Here is a 19,028-nt window from a genome sequence, read left to right as displayed (position 1 = left end):
GAACGGCGCGGTGCGCGCGGCGGCGGCCACGGGCGCGCGATACGGCTCGGCGGTCGAGCACGCGGCGAGACTCGCAGCCAGCGCAGTCACCGCGGCGGTCAATAACAGCGCGCTCGCAACGCGCGGCGAAACAGGAGCAAAAGACGTGAACGGCATCGTGAAGTCGATGAAGAGAAAACGATCGAGCGGAAACATCGACGTCATGATATGGTCGAGCCCTTTGGTCAATCGCGCGCGCAATGCGCATTCATCGTCGGGAAATTGACACATGAACGGCTTTTTCGAGGTGCTCGACGCGCAGGACAAAGCGCGCCAGATCGGCGTGATCGCCACCGATTCGCCTGCGGGCGTCGCGTTTCCGGCGCACTCGCACGCGCAGGCTCAACTGATCCTCGCCATCGACGGCGTGATGATCGTGCGCGCCGAAGCCGGCAGCTGGGTCGTGCCGCCGGGCCGCGCGGTCTGGGTGCCGGGCGGCACGCGCCACGAAATCGAAATGGCCGGCGACGTGCGCATGCACTCGCTGTTCGTCGCTCACGAAGTGCGGCCGAGCCTGCCGCGCGATTGCCGCGTGATCGAGGCGAGCGCGTTGCTGCGCGAGTTGATCGTGACCGCGCACGGCCTGCCCGCCGATTACGACCTCAACCATCGCGCGGGCCGCGTGCTGGCGCTGATCCTCGACGAAGTCGAAATCGCCGTGCCGCTCGCCCTGCATGTGCCGATGCCGCGCCATCCCGCGCTGAGCGCGCTGTGCACGCAACTGATCCGCGCGCCCGCCGATCCCGTCACGCTCGAATCCTGGGCGCGCGCCGCGCATATGACCGAGCGCACGCTCGCGCGCGCGTTCAAGCGCGAAACCGGCATGACGCCCGGCGCGTGGTGGCGGCACGCGCGCCTGCTGCTGAGTTTGCCGAGGCTCTCCGCAGGGGTGTCGATACTCGAACTCGCGCTCGAGCATGGTTACGACAGTCCGAGCGCGTTCGCGGCGATGTTCCGCAAGGTGCTGGGCATGCCGCCGAGCGAGTATCTGCGGCAGCGGTAAGCAAACCAGTTTGCCTTGCGTGCAAACAACTGCGCTGTCATTGCCTTTTCATACGCGTTTTAAAGCCTTTTAAATGCAATTCGCATCGTTATTCGAATAGCCTTTTTTCGCGCTCCGTATTGAAGGGTCATTCCACATTTTTCAGCCAGTTTTTTACGGGTTTATTCGGGTTCCGCCTCGCTATTGCGCGCAAACGTTTCTATGTATACTCGACGCAATTTTTAAAAAGGAACGGACGCACGGGGAAGTGGTAACCGCGTCCACGCCAAGTCTCGCCACATGCAGTTCACACGAGTTGAACGAAAATGACCGGCTACTACGATCCCTCGCTTGTCGTGCTCTCCTGCCTGCTCGCGATCTTTGCCTCATTCACGGCATTGGATATTTCCGATCGCCTCGATGTCATCGGCAAACGTCCGCTTCTTCCGTGGATTGCATTCGGCGGATGCATCATGGGCCTCGGCATCTGGTCGATGCATTTCATCGCCATGCTGGCGTTCCATCTGCCGATCTCCGTCGGCTACAACATTCCCATTACCGTCGCTTCGCTGGCGATTGCGATCATCGCGTCCGCAATCGGTTTTCTGCCGCTGTGCCGTTATGAACTGAGCTGGCCGCTGCTCTCGGGCGCCGCCGTCGCCATGGGGCTCGGCGTGGCGGGCATGCATTATCTCGGCATGTGGGCGATGGATATCTGCCCGGCCATTCACTACAGCATCGGCCTCGTGATCGCGTCGGTGATCATCGCCATCATCGCGAGCGGCGCGGCGTTGCTGCTGGCTTTCGACCTGCGCCGACGCCATACGATGCGCCGCGTGCGGCAGGTCGGATCGGCCATCGTGATGGGCGTCGCGGTGTGCGGCATGCATTACTGCGGCATGGCCGCCGCGCAATTCGAAGCGGGCAGCTACTCGGTCTCCGATCTGCGCAATATGCCGGTGCCCTGGCTCGCGGGCATTGTCGTGACATTCAGCCTGCTGATCTTCGGGGCGTCCATCGTGATTGCCATGCTCGATGCGCGCAACAGCGCGAAGTCGCGCGCCATGGCCGATGCGATTCTCAACAACCATGTGAATCGACGCACTCCGGCGCGTTAATCGTCGCGCCGCAATCGGCGACAAGATTCGGAAAGCGAAGCATGCGCGGCTGAGCGCGTCATTGCCCGTCGGCAACGAATTCCGTTGACAATGGCGCGCTGTTTTGCGAGTATTTTTTCGTCTTGGGGTACCGTCCTCTCCGCTTGCTCTAACGTTCGGTATAAACGTGGAGTTAGCGAGGTACGTGCATGCCCTCCACTCAAGCCGCCTGGCTCATTCTTGCTGCCAGTGTCGCCGCCGAAGCGCTCGGCACCGTAGCACTCAATTTCTCCGCCGGTTTCAGCCGCCTTTTTCCGTCGATATTGACCATCGCGTGCTATGCCGTGGCCATCTATCTGATGGCGGTCGCGACGAAAACCATCGAAATGGGCATGGCCTACGCCGCGTGGGCCGGCAGCAGCGCGGCCCTCACGGCGGTCATCGGCATGCTGTGGTTTGGCGAATCGGTGAGCGCCGTCAAAGCCATCGGACTCGTGACGGCGATATCCGGCATCGTCTTGCTGAACTTCAGCAGCGGCGGCGCGTAGGTTGTCACCTCAAGGCAGCTCGCTCACCGTCGCATTCAGATTCGCAGCGATTTCGCGAGCGCGTTGCTTCTCGTCGTCGCCCATGCGTTCGGACAGTCGCGCCTCCACGATGCGGATGGCGGCGGCGTACGCCGGGACGCCGTCGCGCGGCACGCCATTGCCGGTCAGAAAGCGCATGCCGATGTCGTACTGCATCAGCGGATTGCCGAGCAGCGCCTCGTTCAGACTCGACAAGCCATCCCAGCGCTGACGCCGCACACCGGCCGGCGCAAGACCGTCCTCGCGCCAGAGATTCGCGGCGGCGTCCGCCGGCACCAGCCAGCGCCGCTCGTCATTGCCGAGGCGCGTTTCGTTGCCCGCCGCGAGCGCCTGCAGCGCGAGCGCGATCTGCGATTGCTCGGCGCCGCCGCGCGCGCCGCGCTGATGCAGTTGCCGCGCGCGCGCCGGATCACGCAGCGCACGCGGCCCGATTTCGTACCAGGTCGCGAGGTCGCTGGCCGCCCAGTCGTCGCCCGCCGCCATCGACTTTTCGAGCCAGACGCGGGCCGCCGCCGGATCGCGATCGACGCCGCGTCCGTACGCGTAGTCGACGCCCAGCATCCGCTTGGCTTCCGCATCCGCGGACGCGGCTTTGGACGCCCATGCGAACGCCTCGTAGGCGTCCGCGCGGCCGCCGAGTCCCGTCAGCAGATGCCACGCCAGCGAGCCTTGCGCCGACGCATTGCCCTGCTCCGCCGCGTGCCGGAACCAGTACGTCGCCGCCGAGAGATCGGGCGCGACGCCATCGCCGAGATCGTAGCTGTCGCCGAGCATCGACTGATATTTCGGATCGCCCTGTGCCGCGAGTTTCCACTGCCAGTACGCGCGGTTGGTGTCGCTGGCGATGCGGTTGTCCGCATCGGCAAGAATTTTCATCGCGAACGCATTGCCGCCGCGCGACGCGTCCTGGCACCAGCGCGCCGCAAAATCGGGGCGGCGCTCCACGCCTTGACCGCCGTACGCGTACAGACTGCAAAGGCCGCCCAGCGAGGCCGGATCGCCGAGCCGCGCGCCCTGCGAGAACCAGTTCAGCGCGGCGGCCGGGTCCGGCTTGACCGCGCCGCCGTTCGCGTAGGCGTACGTGTAGCCCAGCGCGCCGTAGGCCGCGGGCACGCGGCGCTTCGCGGCGGCTTCGAGCCATTCGACGCCCGTCTTGCCCGACGCGCTCTGCCGATGCTGCGTCAGGTAAGCGCCGAGCGACACGCTGGCCGCCGCATCGCCCGCGTCCGCCGCGAGCACGAGATAGTGCAGGCCGAGCGCCTCGTCGCGCGGCACCGCGGCGCCCGCGAGATATTCATTGCCGATCCAGCGCGCGGCCTCGACGTTGCCCTGATCCGCCGCCTCGCGATACCAGGCCATCGCGCGCGCCTTGTCGACGGGCGTGCCGCGTCCCATCCATGCCAGCGCGGCCGCCGAGACCGCCGCATCCGCGTTGCCGCGCTCCGCGCCTTCGCTCGCGAGCCGGAACGCCTTCGCGAAATCGACCGGCTCGCCGACGCCGCGCGCGGCGTAGATCGCCAGATTCAGCGACGCCACGCCCAGCCCTTGCGCGCGCGCTTTCTCGAACCAGACGCGCGCTTCGGCCGGATCTTTGTGCGTGCCCCAGCCTTCGCGCAACATCACGCCGAGGTCGTTCTGCGCCGTCGGCAAGCCCGCTTCGGCCGCGCCGCGCATCCAGCCGTTGGCCGCGTCCAGATCGACGGGACCGCCGCCGCCCGTGCGATAAAGATTCGACAGGGCGAAGCGCGCGGCGGCGTCGCCTTCGAGTGCGGCCTTTCGATACCACGCGCGCGCCAGCGCGAGATTCTTCGTGACGCCCGTTCCGGCCGCGTAAAGATTGCCCATGCGGCGCTGCGCGTAGACCGAGCCGCTGCCCGCCGCGCGCGCCATCAGTTCGAAGCCGCGGCGCACATCGCGCGGCACGCCGACGCCGCTCAAATACGCGTCGCCCAGCACCGCCTCGGCGCCGACGTTGCCTTGCCGCACCGCTTCGCGCAGCCATCCCACGCCGTTTTCGGCGTTACGCGGCACGCCGTTGCCCTGCAGCAGCGCGAGGCCGAGCAGCAGTTGCGCGAGCGGATCGCCGCCCGTTGCGCCGCGGATCATCCACGAAGCCGCGAGTTCGGGATCGCGCGGCACGCCGCGCCCGATCGCGGCGAATTGCGCCGCGTTGGCCGCGCCGTTCGCCGAGCCGGCTTCCGCGGCCTGCACGAAGTAGCGATACGCTTTTTCGTTATCGACGGGCTGGCCTTCGCCGTTCGCGCTCATCGCGCCGAGCACGTCGGCTGAAATCGCATCGCCCTGCGCAGCGGCGGATTCGAACCAGCGGCGCGCGCCCGGAAGATCCGCGGGCACCACGCTGCCGTCGCGATAGAGATTGCCGAGCATGCGGCGCGCGAGCACCGAGCCGTCGAGCGCCGCCGATTCGAGCATCGCGAGACCGCGATCGGTCTCGCGCGTGCCGCCGTAACCGTAGGCCACCATCTGGCCGTAGATCGCCCGCGCGGACAGATTGCCGTTGGCCGCCTCGCGCATGCAGCGTGCGCGCTCGTCCTTCGGCTTGTCGAACAGCGACGCCGCCCACGCGTGATAGTCGAGCATCAGCACGCAAGGCGTGGTGGGATCGTCGAACACCCGCACGGCATCGACCGCCTGGAAACCGCTGCCCGCCAGCCACGCCGCCGACTCCGCGCGCGGCGGCGCATTCAACGCCGCCGCCGTGCCGGGCAGACCGGCGAACGCAGCGACCGCGGCAAAAAGCGCAGTCAGCCCCAGCGCACCCGCTTCGCGGCGCGCCTCTTTACGTCTCAATCGTCGCGCCTTCATGGTTGCTGGATCGTCACGTTCCTGATGACCACGTCGGTGTGGCCGTCTTCGCTGTCGTACGACTTCCACAACTGAATGCCGTAGCTCATCAGCAGCGCGGCATCGTAGCGCGTCGTCTTCCCCTTCTTCGTCACGTACTGGCAGTGCAGATCGACGGCATCGCCTTCGAACGTCCTGAAGATCGTCGAGGCGGGCACCGTCTTGCCGACCTGGCACGAGCGCGCGGTCTCGCCGTCCTCCGACGGCAGCGGCACGGGCATCTCCAGCGTGCGCCCTTCGTGCAGCGGCCGGCTCGCGGCATCAATGGCCGCGCCGTCCTTGAGCGTGCCGAGGCGCGTGAGGATGCGCGTGCCGACGTTTTGCGTCAGCAGATCCTGAACGCCATAGCTCAGGAAGAAATGCGACCAGCCCGGCAAACCGCTCGTGACGACCGGCGTCACCACTTCGGCCACGACGCCGTTGTTGCGGCGGTTCACGTACGTGTCCGTGAACGGCGACGGCTGGTTGGGCGTCGACTGATGCCGCCATTCGCCGTCGATCACGAGGCGCGAGTACGGCATCGGATGGCTGCCGTTCGCGGGCAGTTTGCCGCGCAGGGCGTCGGGCATGCGCCGCTCGTCGAACATGTCGTCGAGGTAGGCGAACGGGTCGGCCTGCACGCTCGCGCGCGGCGACGTCTTGCTGCCCAGCATATGGAAGATCGCGTAGGTCGCGCGCTCACGCGATGCGCCGGGCAAGTCGTTGATTGCGTCGAGGCCGCTGCCCATCACCTGGCAAATCGCCGCCTGTTCCTTCACATCGGGCTGCACCGTCAATTTGGCGTCGAGGACCGATTCGACTTCGGCTTCGGCGTCGAGCAGTTCCGCGAGCGTGTAGTGTTCGTCGCTCGAGGTGCCCTCGTCGTCGGCGATAATGATTTCAAAGGCGTCGAGCAGATCCTGGAGACCCTGCGGAGAGAGCGCGTTCGCCAGCACGATGAAGTTCTTCCCGTTGGCCTGCAACGCCGCGCAGTCGTTCTTCGGGCCATGCGCCAGGTGACTCAACAGGCGCAGCACGCGCACGCGGTCGTCGGGCGACAACTGCCCGCCGAACGGGTCGCCCGTTTTCGTGAACTGGGTGAACTTGACGCGGAATGCCTCGTCGGTGGCGAGCCGCGCGAAGAACTTCATCATCGACTGGCCCTTCGGCGAGTCCGGATCGAATCCGTTCTTGACGAGCATCTGGCGCAGACGCTCCTGGGCCAGGGCGGCCTGGGCAATCGTCGGCGTGGCCTGCGTTTCCGATGCCGGTGCGGCGGGCTGGGTGCTGCGCATGTCCAGCGCATGGGCGCTGACCGCGGTGAAAATCAATAATGCCCCGGAGAGTCTGGTCTTTAGCTTCATCTTGTTCGAATGTGCGCTGCGGAAATGAGAGCGGCGTGAAACAGGTACTGCCGCCCGCGCGACCGCCGTTCTGGCGATATGCGGCACGCAGGCGGCCCAACGGAGTATCGGCACGATGTTATCGGGACTTGAGCGTTTCGCGCGGCTTTCTTCGGCTGCGACAAAACTGCTCATGGTTTTCGGCCTAAACAAAGCCTGAGCATGATGAATATCAAGCGCAAGGCACATCGGCAGACTTTTGAGACAGCCTTCCTTACTATTTCAGGATTGATGCCGATGCCGTCGCCGAACCCTCCTGACCCTGACCTGTCCGCGCGTCCCGAGCCTGCAACTCGAAGCCGGGTCGCGCCGAAGTCGACACCACGCTTATGCAATCTGAATCAATCGCCCAACGCCCTCCGACCCGCTTTTCGCAGTTTCTCGCGCTCACGAAGCCCCGCATCGCCAACCTCGCCGTTTTCTCCGCGGTCATCGGCATGTTTCTGTCGACGCCGGGCTCGGTGCCGTGGCGCGTACTCGTGGGCGGCACGCTGGGCATCTGGCTGCTCGCGGGCGCGGCGTTCGCGTTCAACTGCCTGCTCGAACTGAAGATCGACGCGCGCATGAATCGCACGCGTCATCGCGCCTCCGCGCAAGGCGCGATCGCGCCGGTGGAAATCGCGGTGTTTTCGCTCTCGCTCGGCGTCGCGGGCGCGTTCCTGCTGGCGACCTGCACCAACGTATTCACGATGTGGCTCACGATCGCGACGTTCATCGGCTATGCGCTGATCTACACCGCGATCCTCAAGCCCGCGACGCCGCAGAACATCGTGATCGGCGGGCTGTCGGGCGCGATGCCGCCCGCGCTCGGCTGGGCGGCCGTCACCAATACGCTGCCCGCCGACGCCTGGCTGCTCGTGCTGATCGTGTTCGTCTGGACGCCGCCCCACTTCTGGGCGCTCGCGCTGTATCGCCGCGAAGACTATCGGAAATCCGGCTTGCCGATGCTGCCGGTCACGCACGGCATCCGCTTCACGCAGTTGCAGATCCTGCTCTATTCGATCCTGCTGTGCGCCGTCGCGGTCATGCCCTGGCTGACCGGCATGAGCGGCAGTCTCTATCTGATTTGCGCGATCATCCTGAGCGTGGCGTTTCTCATCTATGCCGTGCGTCTTTATCGACACTATTCGGATGCGCTCGCGAAATCGATGTTTCGCTATTCGATTATTTATCTGACGCTTCTGTTCGCCGTGCTGTTGATCGATCATCGATTGATTACATGATGAACGCGGCGCATCGCGCGCTGCGCTACGACACCAGCCTCGCCGCCGAGGCGAGATAAAGCGGCGAGGGATCGCGCCGGTCTTCGCACAAACATGTGTAGGTCATTTTGATCACGTGATCGTCGTCGGATGCGATCGCTTTTTTGCAGACGTCGCGCCATTCGATTTGGGGATCCACGATGTGCGTGTCCGTTTGCACGCGTTCGCCAACCGTCGCGTAAGCGGCGCAGAGCGCGATCCAGAAGTCCGGCATCAATTGCTCGACGAGGCGCGCGTCGAGCAGCGCAAAGACGATGCGCGCCGCACGCGTTGCCGTGACCGTGTGCAGTAGCGTGAAATCCGGCCTGCGCCAATAGGCGCCAATGGTCGCGCGCGCGATCTCGTCGAGCACGCCGGCGCGCAATGGCAACGCGAGAACCGCCGACGCAAACCGCGGATCGCCGGCAACCGCCTGCACGCGCGACGTAATCATGGTCTGCGCAAACGACACGCCGCGAAAGGCCTCGCCGACCTGATTGAATCCTTCGTCGATACTCACCGCTTCGCGACGTTTCGAGTCGGCGCGAATATCAATCGGCAGATGCGACGCAATCAACGAAGCCAACCCCGATGCGATTTCTCCGGCATGCCCGGCTTCGATCCCATACGCGAGCCGGATGATCGAATGAAAAGCCTGCGTTGCAGGCGCGAAACGCACTTCGCTTAATACACTCGCGATAACAGACGCAGGCCCCGCATCGGCGATCCAGTCGAGAAAACACAGGCGCACTGCGCCGAATGCCGCGCGCGTTCCCAGATGCGTTTTCCATTCCCGCCGATCGATACGCGTCACGACCGGCGGCGCACTCAACGCATACGTGGACGTCCATTTGTCGAAAAACGCGCTCAGCCGCGCTGGCGACGCACCCATTTCCGCGAGCGCGACGAGCGCCATCGGACAATGATTGGTCGTGCCTTTCGCGCCGAGATCGAAGCGCGCATTGGCATCGAGCAATGCGTTCAAGGTGCTGCGGACAGAATCGCTGCGCATGGGGACGTCTCTCGAACTGTGAATGGAGATCGCATTCTCAAAGTTCAAGTACACTTGAAGTCAAGAGACTAGGCGCGAAAAACTCATGACGGTGACAACGCTTACGATTGGCGAACTGGCGAAGCGCGCTGGCGTGGCGGCAAGCGCGATCCGCTTCTATGAAGATCAAGGGCTGATCAGCAGCACGCGCACGGGCGGCGGGCATCGGCTGTATCGACGGGACATGCTGCGTCGGGTAGGTTTTATCCGCGCGGCGCAGGCCGTTGGCCTGAACCTCGCGGACATCCGGTCGGCGCTCGAGGCGCTGCCCAATCAGCGCACGCCCACGAAAGCGGACTGGACGCGTCTCTCGCGCGCCTGGCAACCGCTCATTCAGGAACGCATCGACGGACTCATCGCCTTGCGCGATCAGCTGGCGTCCTGCGTGGGTTGCGGTTGTCTCTCGCTGAAATCCTGCTCGCTCTACAACCCGGACGATGTCGCGCGTCGTCGCGGCAGCGGCGCGCGTTATCTGATGGGCGATACGTCGCGCGCGGTGCTGGCCGAAGCAATCGACGCGAAGAAAAAGTGAAGGCGCTATTACGCAAGCAATTACCCAGGCAATAAGCCCGCCGCGCGATAACTCGCGATCAGGTCGTCGTAGACCGCGATATCGCCGCGACTGCGTGCGATCAATTGCGCCCCGGCGATGGCCGCAAAAATGGCGCGTGCGCGCGCCTCGCTCTCGGCGCGACTGACCACGCGCGCAGCGGTGAGCACCTTGCCGAGCCACGCCACGTTCACATCCGCGAAGGTCTTGACTTCGTGCATCACCACCTCCGGCAGATCGTCGGATTCGGCGGCCATGAAGCTGCACAGACAGATCCGATTGTCGTTCTTCAGCGCCTTGCGGAAGGTTTCCGGATAACGGCGCAGACAATCGATCGGCTCGGCGGAGCCGGCCAGCGACGCCTCCAGCGACGCCGCGCAATCCTCCCAATAGCGCCGCGCGACCGCTGCGCCAAGATCAGCCTTGTTTTCGAAATGATGGTAGATACTCGCGGCCCGAATGCCGACCGCCTCGGCGAGATCGCGAAAATTCAGCCCGCCGTAGCCGTGCGCCTGCGCAATCTGCGTCGCCGCCGCCAGGATGCGCTCCCGCGAATTCGCGCCTGAATCGTTCTTCACCCCCCTGCCTCCGCAATCCGAAATGCCCGTTGACAAGCTGCATTGTACTCTCTATCGTAAACCTAACAAACGTTAGGTAGATTTTAGAGCGATCGTTTCAGAACGAGCGATCGCGTCCATATCCCCACTCAGCGAGAGGCAAGCATGACGGCGAGCACCATGACGATCTACGATTTCCCGAAAGGCCCGTATCCCACGCGCGTTCGTATCGCGCTGGCCGAAACAGGACTCGACGCGCAGGTGGAATTCGTGATGGTCGATCTCTACACGGGCGAGCACAAGCGGCCCGAATTCATCCGCGCGAAGAACTATTCGGGCACGCTGCCGGTTCTCGAACTCGAGGACGGCACGTGTATCGCCGAATGCACGGCCATCACCGAATATCTCGATGCGCTGGGCGAAGCGCCCATCCTGACCGGCAGGACCGCGCGCGAGAAAGGCCTGATTCACATGATGAGCAAGCGCGCCGAACTGGAGTTGCTCGACGCCATCAGCGTGTATTTCCATCACGCCACGCCCGGACTCGGGCCCGACGTCGAGCATTATCAAAATGCCGAATGGGGATTTCGTCAGCGCGACAAAGCGCTGCGAGGCATGCGTTATTTCAACGAGGTGCTGACCACGCAGCCGTTTATCGCGGGCGATACGTTTTCGATGGCTGATATCACGGTGATCGGCGGACTGGTTTTCGCGTCGATCGTCAAGCTGCCGGTGCCCGACGATTGCGAGGCGCTGCGAGCGTGGTATGCGAGGATGCGCGAGCGGCCGAGCGTCAGCAAGCAGCCGGCGTTCAACTGAGCGAGGACGGCTACGCTCCACGTACAATTCAAAGATTGATGACTCAATCGCCCAACGTGGAGCCTTCATGCCATTTTCAGGTAGCTGTCTGTGCGGATCGGTGAAATACGAAATCGATTCGCTCGATTCGCCCATCGGGCATTGTCATTGCCGGACTTGCCGCAAGGCGCACGGCCCGAACTCGCCGGACCGCGTTTTCCTTTCCGCTCGCTTTTCGCCATCGAGATTGATTCTGTCGAGCCGATTGTTGCGCCCGGATACGGACTGAGCAGCCGATCAAGACGCGCGGCGCTTCTGCGATTTCCATTCAGAGTGCAGATTGCAGATTCGAGGCGGACAGCCAGCGCATCCCCTCGCGCCGCTATCCGTCGACAGGTCGATACGTCGATCAGTGATCGGTCAACCCAAGCATCTTGTCGAAGAAGATAGCCGCGACGATGCCCGCGACGAAACCGTTCTTCGGCGTGGCCGCGTAGGACGGATTGCCCCACGTGCTCGTGTTCCACGTCCGCATCACATAGGGACTCAGAATGATGCTGCGCGTGACGGCAATATTGGCGTCGAGCTTGAGGCCGTACTGCGTGCGTCCCACCGTATAACCCGTGCCGCCCGCCGCGAGATTCTCCTGCTTCAGATACTCCTGCTCGTGCGGCGTCAGCGTCGCCCAGTTCAGCGAGAGCGAGAAGCTGTCGTGCGGACGGCTACGCAGCGGCGCTTCCACAATCACGCCCGCGCTGCCGGTCATCGCGACGCCGTAGCTCGAACGCGAATCGAAGCTGCCGGTGGCCGTCGCGAACAGCGAGACGGCCGTCGGGTCCTGCGCGCCCGCGAGGCCGCCATCGGCGCGCCACACCACCTGACGCCCGCCGAAATAAATCCCCGAGGTGCCCTTGTGCGTTTCCTCCGTGAGCGGATCCGTCTGCGTGCGCGTGTTGTAGTAGAGCATCAGCTCATAGCTCTTGGGATAGGGATCGGTCTGATACGTCGTGCGATACGCCGTGCTCGCGAGCCACACGTTACTGTCGGGCACGCTGTTGGTCCACTCCCAGCCGTTCGTGAACGGATACGCGGGATTCGAGCGGAACAGCCCCGCCTGCACCGACCACGCGGGCGTGATGTTGTAGCGCGCGCGGCCGCCCCAGTTCACGTAGACGGGCGGATTCATGCCCGCGCTGTTCTGCAGGATCGCGCTTTGGCAGCCGAAGCCCTGATTGCACACCGGCGCGCCGAAATACGCGCCCGCATTGGTCTTGCCGAACTCGACATCGAGCTTGTCGTGAAACGCCTTCTGCTCCCACGCGAAGATGCCCAGATGCGAAACCTGCGGCACGTACGGACCGGGCTGCCCCGCGAGCACGTCGCCCACCTGGGTGCCCCACGCGAGATTGTTCGTGAACGGCACGAAGATCTGCTGGAAGTGAATCGTCGCGCCGGGAAAGCCCGCGATCTTCTCCATGTCGAAATCGCCGCCGACCGAGATGAACGTCAGCGCTTCGTGATTGCCCGTCTGCTGGCCGACGCTCGGATTCGTGAGATACATCTGCACGAGATTGAGCGACGGCGTGAAACCCCAGTCGTTGAGCTTCTGGCCGATGCCGGCGAGCGGTCCCTGACGCGGACTCGACGCAGGCGCGGGCGCGGCATCGCCGATGTGTGAAACGCCAAGCTGGTCGGTCGACGGAATGCCCTGCTGCACCGACGGGCGATCCGTGGACGCCTGTTTGACCGTGCCGTCGCTGGCGGCGAGCGTCAGTGCGGGCTTCGCTGGCGTCGCTTGTTTCGCGGACTTCGATTCGTTGGCCGATGTGGCCGCGTCACTGGCATCGACGGCGCTGGCCTGCGTGGCCGGGGTCGTCTGCGCGAAGACCGTGCTGCTCGCCATCGTCGCCGCTATCGCGATCGACATCGACGAAAGACGCCATGCCTTGATTTCTCGTTTAGTCAGGATTCCAAACCTATTGATCGTCATTATTATCGTCTCCAGATTTTTTGTGGCAAAACAGGTTCCGTCGCGCCTCGTGACGGGCGCGTTCCGGATTCAATGAGAACTTTTAGAAAAGGCTGATCGCCGCCCGACCACTACCAGGCGGTCGCGCCACCGTCGACGGGAAATTCCGCGCCGGTCACCCAAGCGGATTCGTCCGACGCGAGGAACAATGCGCACCAGGCGATGTCCTCGGGCTGCCCCACGCGGCGCGCCATCAGCTTGCCGAGCACGCGCGCCATCAGTTCGGGCTGTGCCTGCATGTGACGACGCGTGGCCTCGGTTTCGACGAGCGCGGGCGAAATCGTATTGGCGCGGATGCCGTGCGGCGCGCCTTCCATCGCGAGCTGACGCGTCATGGCCAGCACGCCGCCCTTGCCCGCGCAGTGCGCGAGCGCGGGCGAACCTTCGAGCGCATGCGAGGCATTCGCCGAAGCGAAGTTGATGACCGAGCCGCCGCCGCGCGCGATCAGCGCCGGCCACGCGGCCTGGCACAGCAGAAACACGATATCGAGTTCGCCGGTGAGCGTCTTGCGCCACTGCGTTTCGTAGTCCATTTCGCCGATCCACGCGAACGCGCCGAACGCCGCCGCGTTGACGAGCACGTCGATGCCGCCATGACGCTCGACCGCGAACTCGACGAGCCGCCCCGCCTCGCGCGGCGCGGTCAGATCGCAGGGATGGAGGCTGGCGATCGTCCAGCCGCGTTCACGCGCTTCGTTCACGGTGCGTTGCGCGGCGTCAGCGTCGATATCGCAGCCCACCACGCGCGCGCCCTGCGCCGCGAACAACAGCGCGCAACCCTTGCCGATGCCGTTGCCGATTCCCGTCACCAGCGCGGTCTTGCCGCGCAGGCGCTCGCCGTGCTGAATCGGCAGCGCCGGTTTGAAAGCGGTGCTCATGCGCGTCTCCGGATCGATCAACCGAGCTTCAGTCGACGCACGCGCAGCAGCGAGCCGCCCACGCACACCGCAGCGAGCACGAACAGCGCGAGCCCCCACGACTGCACGACGGCGAAGCGCGAACCCGAGTGCATGACCATCGCCATCACGACGATCGGGCTGCAAAAATAGCCGATGAACTGCGCCGCCGTGAACGCGCCGGTCCCGAAGCCGCGCCGCGAGAACGGCAGCGAGCGCAGGCCCCAGCTCACCAGCGCGGGCAGCACGATGCCGCAACCCACGCCGTTGATCGCGCCGCCCAGCGTGAGCACGGTCTGATCGTGCGCCGTGCCCATGCAGACGAAACCGAGCCCGCAGATGATCGTGCCGAGCACGAACTGCTGCAGCACCGAAAAACGGCTCGCGATAAACCAGCCGAAACCGAGCGTGCCCGCGATGATGCCGACGCTGTTCATCGCATACGCAAAGCCGATGGCGCCCGTCGAATGCACGCCAAGCTGCACCAGCATGAACGACAAATGCACCGGCACGACCATGAACACCATACCCACGCCAAACGCCGCGAGACAGATCAGCGCCAGCAGCCACGGACGGAACGTGGTCTCGTCGGCGGCATGCGCGTGGGCTTCGCGCAGATCGCGGCCGCCCTGCGTGTCCCAGATGAAGATCTGCACGAGCGGCGCGAGCAGCAACGGCAGTGCGTACGCGACGAACGGCGCGCGCCAGCCATACGCGCCCAGCACGCCGCCCATCAGATTGAAGACGAACGCCGAAGTCGAAGCCACCGTGACCTGCAACGCCGCGTAGCGATCGCGCTTCGCGCCCGTGAAATAGTCGCCGATAAACGACGTGCTCACGGTCATCGCGGCCGCTTCGGCCAGGCCGACCAGCGCGCGGCTCGCGAGAATCGCCCGGATCGAGTCGAGATACAGCGGCGCGGTGCCCGCGATCGCGTAGAGCACCAGCGCGCCGACCAGCACGCGCTTGCGGCCGATCTTGTCGCTGACCGCGCCGATCACCATCGCCAGCGCGCCGAGCACGAACATCGGCATGGTCACCACCACCGGCACCAGCGTTTCGATGCCGGGCACGTTGGCGAAATGCTGCTGCATCGCGGGCAGCACGGGGCCGATCACGGTCGGCGCAAGCGTGCCGCAAATCACCGTGCTCAGCAGAATCAGCGCATGAAGGAAGTGGGCTTCGCGGCGCACCGGCGCGCCGTCGCGGCCTGGAGTTTGCACATGCATGGGGTCGTCTCCGTTTCTCTTTGAATAGAGTCCGCGATGTCGAGCCGTTCGCGCGTGACGCGTCCGGCAGAACCGCGAACTTCCTGTTTGTGTGAGACGAATGATTCCGGCCGCGACGTTACGACACAATCAGATTGCGTCGACAAGACCATTTGATGCCGTCGAATCGACGCGTGCCGCCTTCAACCGCGTTGCAGCAGCGCCGCGCCCGGCGCGTCTGCGCTCGCCTGCGCCTGCTCCTGCAACACGCGGCGCATCCACGCGTGCGCGGGGTCGCCGTTGTTGATCGCGTGCCACTGCATGACTTCGACGAGACGCGGCAACTCCATCGGCAAGGGCAGCACGCGTAAGGGAAGGAAATGCGCGTAGATTTTCGCGAGGCGCGTATGCACGGTCGCGATGCGCGTGGTGCCGATCACGAGTTGCGGCAGCGTGTTGAAATTCGTGGTCGTCACTTCGATCGTGCGCGAGATGCCGCGATTGGCCATCACGAAGCCTTCGAAACTCGCGCTGCGGCTGTCGCCGAAGGTGGCGGCCACGTGCCCCAATTCCGCGTATTGCTGCGGCGTGAGCGTCTCGCCCACGAGCGGATTGCCTTCCCACACCACGCAGCTGAACGTCTCTTCGAACAGCGCCTGGGACGGGTGATCGGGATTGACCGACACGCTCGGATAGATCACGAAATCCACCTCGCCGCGATCGAGACGCTCGGGCACGTCGTCGGCCATGTTGGCGATGTGCAGCGTGATGCCGGGCGCTTCGCGCTGCAGACGCTGCACCACGTCGATCAGCAGGACCGTGGTGAGATAGTCCGACGCGCGAATCACGAAGTTGCGCCGCGCCTGCGCCGGATCGAATTCGAGCCGCGCCACCACCGTCGATTGCACGGTCAGCAGAATCTCGCGCACCGGTTGCGCAAGACTGCGCCCGAGCGGCGTGAGCTCCATGCGCCGCCCCACCTGCATCAGCAGCGGATCGTTGAAATACTCGCGCAAGCGGCCCAGCGCGCTGCTCGTTGCCGACGCGCCGATGTGCAACCGCTCGCTCGCGCGCGTGACGCTGCGCGTGTCGAGCAGCGCATCGAGCGCGACCAGCAGATTCATGTCGAAGTGACCCAGTCTCATGGGGCGTGACTATCCCGCGAGCATCCGATCCCATCAATGCGTGTTTCCACTAGGAATTGATGGTTTCGACAAATGAATCCCACTACAGTACGGCTATACAAACGATTCGCCGTGCCGCCCCGAGCGGCCGGCAACAAGCCGGAGACAACCCGCATGCAGACCGCGCCGTGCACGCAGCAGCCGCTGCTTTCCTCGTTGCGACCCCATCATTTCGGCATCAGCGTGCCCGATCTCGACGCCGCCGTCGCCTGGTACGGCCGCATGCTCGGCTTCACGCTCGAACAGCAGCTTTACATCGACAAGATTCCCGCGCGCATCGCTTTCGTGCGCCGCGAGCAGTACCGCATCGAGATCTTCGAGGTGCCGGGCGCCGCGCCGCTGCCCGACGATCGCCGCGTGCCCAATCTCGATCTGCGCACGCACGGCAACAAGCACATGTGTTTCGAAGTGCCCGACGTGCCGGGCGCGGTGGCCGCACTGCGCGAAGCGGGCGCGGACATCGCGTTCGAACTGAACGTCGACGGCAATCCCACGGCCTTCATTCGCGACGCGGGCGGCAACCTGATCGAGCTGCTCGAACCGTTCGCCGCCGATCGCCACCGATCGTAACGCGTGATGAACGCTGCATGGGCATGCGCGCCGGCGTTCACGCTGCAGGCCGACGCGCGTTGCCTTACCCAATCTTGCTGACACGTTGACGTATTCACGCACCCATGACGACATCGACTAATCCGCTGCACGGCTGGCAAGTCAACCGCGACGAGATTCGCCACGTTGGCCGCGATCTGCTGCGCCCCGAATGCATCCTCGCCGAACCCGACGGCACGCTCTGGACCGCCGACGCGCGCGGCGGCGTCATGCGCATCGCGCCCGACGGCACGCAAACGCTGATCGCGCAGCACAGCACGCAGAACACCGCGCCCGCTTCCGGCGACGCCCAGCAACTCGTGATGGGCGGCACGCTGCCCAACGGTCTCGCGTTCGACGCCGAAGGCAATATCGTGATCGCCAACTTCGGCACCGACGCCATCGAACTGATGACGCGCGACGGCGCTTCTCGCACGCTCTACGACCGCCTCGACGGCGCGCCGCTCGGCAAGACCAATTTCGTGCTGACCGACTCGCGCGGCCGCATCTGGTTCACGGTGACCACGCGCCAGGTGCCGTGGACGCGCTCGATCAACGAGAAGACCGCCGACGGTTACGTGGGCCTGATCGACGAACACGGCATCCGCATCGTCGCGGACGGCTTCGTGGGCACCAACGAGATCCGGCTCGACGCCGACGAAGCGTGGCTCTACGTGGTCGAAACCAACGCGCGCCGCATTTCGCGTCTGCGCGTGCAGGACGATGGCTCGCTCACCGACCGCGAGATCTACGGCCCGTCCGATCTCGGCGGCTTTCCGGACGGTTTCGCGTTCGACGCGCACGGCAATCTCTGGATCACGCTGATCCTCAACGAGAAGCTCATCGCGCTCACGCCCGAAGGCGAAGTCCTCACGCTGCTCGATGACGGCAATCCCGAGGCCTTCGCGCGCTACGAAACGCACTATCGCGACGGCACCACGACGCCCGAGCTGATGGGCGCGTGCCGCGGCACGCTCGCGCCGATGATGGCGAGCCTCACGTTCGGCGGCCCCGATCTGCGCACGGTGTATCTCGGCAGCCTCGGCGGCACGACGCTCGCGAGCTTCCGCTCGCCGGTGCCGGGTTTGCCGCTCGCGCACTGGAACCGTTCGACGCCGAACGCCACGCACGACACACACGACACACACGACACACACGACAAGCACGCAACGTCATGACGAAGTTCACCACCCTTAACGGCGAGCGCCCCGTCGCGCTCGTCACCGGCGCGACGGGCGGCCTCGGCGAACAGATCTGCCGCACGCTCGCGCTCGCCGGTTGCGCCGTCGTCGCCGGTTATCGCAGTTCGGCCGACGCGGCGCATGCGCTCGTCGCGCAACTCGACGGCGAAGGCCATAGCGCCCTCGCCGCGCCCGTGACCGACACCGCCGCCCTCACGCGCCTCGCCGACGACGTGGCCACGCGCTACGGCCGTTGCGACGTGCTCGTGAATTGCGCGGGCACCACGCGCTTCGTCGCGCACGATGACCTCGACGGCATGCCCGACGCGCTCATCGACGACGTGCTCGCCACCAACGTGCGCGGCCCGTTCGCGATGGTGCGCGCGCTGCGTCCGCTGCTCGACCGCAGCACGCTCGCGGGCGGCGCGGTCGTCGTCAATATTTCGTCGATCGCCGCACAGACCGCGATGGGCAGCAACGTGATCTATTGCGCCTCGAAGGCCGCGCTCGACAATCTCACGAAGTCGCTGGCGCGTGCGCTCGCGCCGCGCATCCGCGTGGTGTCGGTGTCGCCGGGACTCGTCGACACCGAATTCGTGAAGTCGATGGACACCGCGTGGCGCGACGAGCAGGCCGCGCGCACGCCGCTCGGCCGCCTCGCCGATCCGCAGGAAATCGCGCAGGCGGTGCTGGTCGCCGCGCGCGATCTGCGCTTCACCACCGGCTGCGTGCTGCCCGTCGACGGCGGACGTCCGCTGCGCTGATCGCATCAACCGACAAGACATCGAAGGAG

At 65.1% G+C, this 19,028-nt stretch carries 19 protein-coding genes; 10 read left to right on the top strand and 9 right to left on the bottom strand.

Going from position 1 to position 19,028, the window contains the following annotated elements:
* Nucleotides 1–204, bottom strand: a 204-nt coding sequence (locus G3N97_RS06360) for a hypothetical protein (protein WP_205992448.1), incomplete at its 3' end; no start/stop codon positions are given.
* A 64-nt stretch (nucleotides 205–268) separates the two neighbouring features.
* On the opposite strand from G3N97_RS06360, the gene G3N97_RS06355 reads away from it, so the two are divergent.
* From G3N97_RS06355 to G3N97_RS06345, 3 genes are all read left to right on the top strand, one after another.
* On the top strand, nucleotides 269–1,042 hold the full coding sequence (locus G3N97_RS06355; protein ID WP_205992447.1) for a helix-turn-helix transcriptional regulator: 774 nt from the start codon (nucleotides 269–271) through the stop codon (nucleotides 1,040–1,042).
* 305 nt (nucleotides 1,043–1,347) lie between these two features.
* Nucleotides 1,348–2,139: an MHYT domain-containing protein gene (locus G3N97_RS06350; protein ID WP_205992446.1), complete on the top strand. Its 792-nt coding sequence runs from the start codon at nucleotides 1,348–1,350 to the stop codon at nucleotides 2,137–2,139.
* A 188-nt stretch (nucleotides 2,140–2,327) separates the two neighbouring features.
* Nucleotides 2,328–2,666, top strand: a complete 339-nt coding sequence (locus tag G3N97_RS06345) for a multidrug efflux SMR transporter (RefSeq protein WP_205992445.1) — start codon at nucleotides 2,328–2,330, stop codon at nucleotides 2,664–2,666.
* A 9-nt stretch (nucleotides 2,667–2,675) separates the two neighbouring features.
* Here G3N97_RS06345 and G3N97_RS06340 read toward each other — a convergent pair whose 3' ends face one another.
* Both G3N97_RS06340 and G3N97_RS06335 read right to left on the bottom strand, forming a co-directional pair.
* A complete protein-coding gene (locus G3N97_RS06340; protein ID WP_241030420.1) occupies nucleotides 2,676–5,516 on the bottom strand; it encodes a sel1 repeat family protein in 2,841 nt (946 codons plus the stop codon).
* Nucleotides 5,517–5,527: 11 nt separating this feature from the next.
* Entirely contained in the window at nucleotides 5,528–6,844 is a 1,317-nt protein-coding gene (locus G3N97_RS06335) for a hypothetical protein (protein ID WP_241030419.1), read from the bottom strand.
* 437 nt (nucleotides 6,845–7,281) lie between these two features.
* Here G3N97_RS06335 and cyoE point away from each other — a divergent pair, with 437 nt between their 5' ends.
* Nucleotides 7,282–8,175: a heme o synthase gene (cyoE, locus tag G3N97_RS06330; protein ID WP_205992442.1), complete on the top strand. Its 894-nt coding sequence runs from the start codon at nucleotides 7,282–7,284 to the stop codon at nucleotides 8,173–8,175.
* Nucleotides 8,176–8,200: 25 nt separating this feature from the next.
* On the opposite strand, the gene G3N97_RS06325 is transcribed toward cyoE, so the two are convergent.
* Nucleotides 8,201–9,205, bottom strand: a complete 1,005-nt coding sequence (locus G3N97_RS06325; protein ID WP_205992441.1) for a questin oxidase family protein — start codon at nucleotides 9,203–9,205, stop codon at nucleotides 8,201–8,203.
* Between the two features lie 85 nt (nucleotides 9,206–9,290).
* Between G3N97_RS06325 and soxR the strand changes: the two genes are divergently transcribed.
* Complete coding sequence (gene soxR, locus G3N97_RS06320; protein ID WP_205992440.1) at nucleotides 9,291–9,776, top strand: redox-sensitive transcriptional activator SoxR; 486 nt, start codon at nucleotides 9,291–9,293, stop codon at nucleotides 9,774–9,776.
* Between the two features lie 20 nt (nucleotides 9,777–9,796).
* Here the strand turns inward: soxR and G3N97_RS06315 are convergent, their stop codons facing one another.
* The gene (locus G3N97_RS06315; protein WP_205992439.1) at nucleotides 9,797–10,372 is read right to left on the bottom strand and encodes a TetR/AcrR family transcriptional regulator; all 576 of its coding nucleotides are present in this window, start codon (nucleotides 10,370–10,372) and stop codon (nucleotides 9,797–9,799) included.
* 144 nt (nucleotides 10,373–10,516) lie between these two features.
* On the opposite strand from G3N97_RS06315, the gene G3N97_RS06310 reads away from it, so the two are divergent.
* Nucleotides 10,517–11,170, top strand: coding sequence for a glutathione S-transferase (locus G3N97_RS06310; protein ID WP_241030418.1), 654 nt, complete (start codon nucleotides 10,517–10,519; stop codon nucleotides 11,168–11,170).
* A gap of 388 nt (nucleotides 11,171–11,558) precedes the next feature.
* On the opposite strand, the gene G3N97_RS06305 is transcribed toward G3N97_RS06310, so the two are convergent.
* The gene (locus tag G3N97_RS06305; protein WP_205992438.1) at nucleotides 11,559–12,866 is read right to left on the bottom strand and encodes a carbohydrate porin; all 1,308 of its coding nucleotides are present in this window, start codon (nucleotides 12,864–12,866) and stop codon (nucleotides 11,559–11,561) included.
* A gap of 25 nt (nucleotides 12,867–12,891) precedes the next feature.
* Here G3N97_RS06305 and G3N97_RS06300 point away from each other — a divergent pair, with 25 nt between their 5' ends.
* Nucleotides 12,892–13,215, top strand: a complete 324-nt coding sequence (locus tag G3N97_RS06300) for a hypothetical protein (protein ID WP_205992437.1) — start codon at nucleotides 12,892–12,894, stop codon at nucleotides 13,213–13,215.
* Nucleotides 13,216–13,249: 34 nt separating this feature from the next.
* On the opposite strand, the gene G3N97_RS06295 is transcribed toward G3N97_RS06300, so the two are convergent.
* The 3 genes from G3N97_RS06295 to G3N97_RS06285 form a co-directional block, all read right to left on the bottom strand.
* On the bottom strand, nucleotides 13,250–14,056 hold the full coding sequence (locus G3N97_RS06295) for an SDR family NAD(P)-dependent oxidoreductase (RefSeq protein ID WP_205992436.1): 807 nt from the start codon (nucleotides 14,054–14,056) through the stop codon (nucleotides 13,250–13,252).
* A 17-nt stretch (nucleotides 14,057–14,073) separates the two neighbouring features.
* The gene (locus tag G3N97_RS06290; RefSeq protein ID WP_205992435.1) at nucleotides 14,074–15,303 is read right to left on the bottom strand and encodes an MFS transporter; all 1,230 of its coding nucleotides are present in this window, start codon (nucleotides 15,301–15,303) and stop codon (nucleotides 14,074–14,076) included.
* Nucleotides 15,304–15,485: 182 nt separating this feature from the next.
* Complete coding sequence (locus G3N97_RS06285) at nucleotides 15,486–16,427, bottom strand: LysR family transcriptional regulator (RefSeq protein ID WP_074983445.1); 942 nt, start codon at nucleotides 16,425–16,427, stop codon at nucleotides 15,486–15,488.
* Between the two features lie 153 nt (nucleotides 16,428–16,580).
* Between G3N97_RS06285 and G3N97_RS06280 the strand changes: the two genes are divergently transcribed.
* From G3N97_RS06280 to G3N97_RS06270, 3 genes are all read left to right on the top strand, one after another.
* A complete protein-coding gene (locus G3N97_RS06280) occupies nucleotides 16,581–17,036 on the top strand; it encodes a VOC family protein (RefSeq protein WP_205992434.1) in 456 nt (151 codons plus the stop codon).
* 104 nt (nucleotides 17,037–17,140) lie between these two features.
* The gene (locus G3N97_RS06275) at nucleotides 17,141–18,232 is read left to right on the top strand and encodes an SMP-30/gluconolactonase/LRE family protein (RefSeq protein ID WP_205992433.1); all 1,092 of its coding nucleotides are present in this window, start codon (nucleotides 17,141–17,143) and stop codon (nucleotides 18,230–18,232) included.
* The gene (locus tag G3N97_RS06270) at nucleotides 18,229–18,999 is read left to right on the top strand and encodes an SDR family oxidoreductase (protein WP_205992432.1); all 771 of its coding nucleotides are present in this window, start codon (nucleotides 18,229–18,231) and stop codon (nucleotides 18,997–18,999) included. The genes G3N97_RS06275 and G3N97_RS06270 overlap by 4 nt, the downstream gene beginning before the upstream one ends.
* Nucleotides 19,000–19,028: the final 29 nt, after the last annotated feature.

Origin of the sequence: Paraburkholderia sp. Ac-20347 (genome assembly GCF_017104805.1) — a bacterium.
GTDB lineage: Bacteria > Pseudomonadota > Gammaproteobacteria > Burkholderiales > Burkholderiaceae > Paraburkholderia > Paraburkholderia tropica.
The sequence above is the reverse complement of the archived record's forward strand: the minus strand, read 5'-3'. Positions and strand labels throughout refer to the sequence as shown.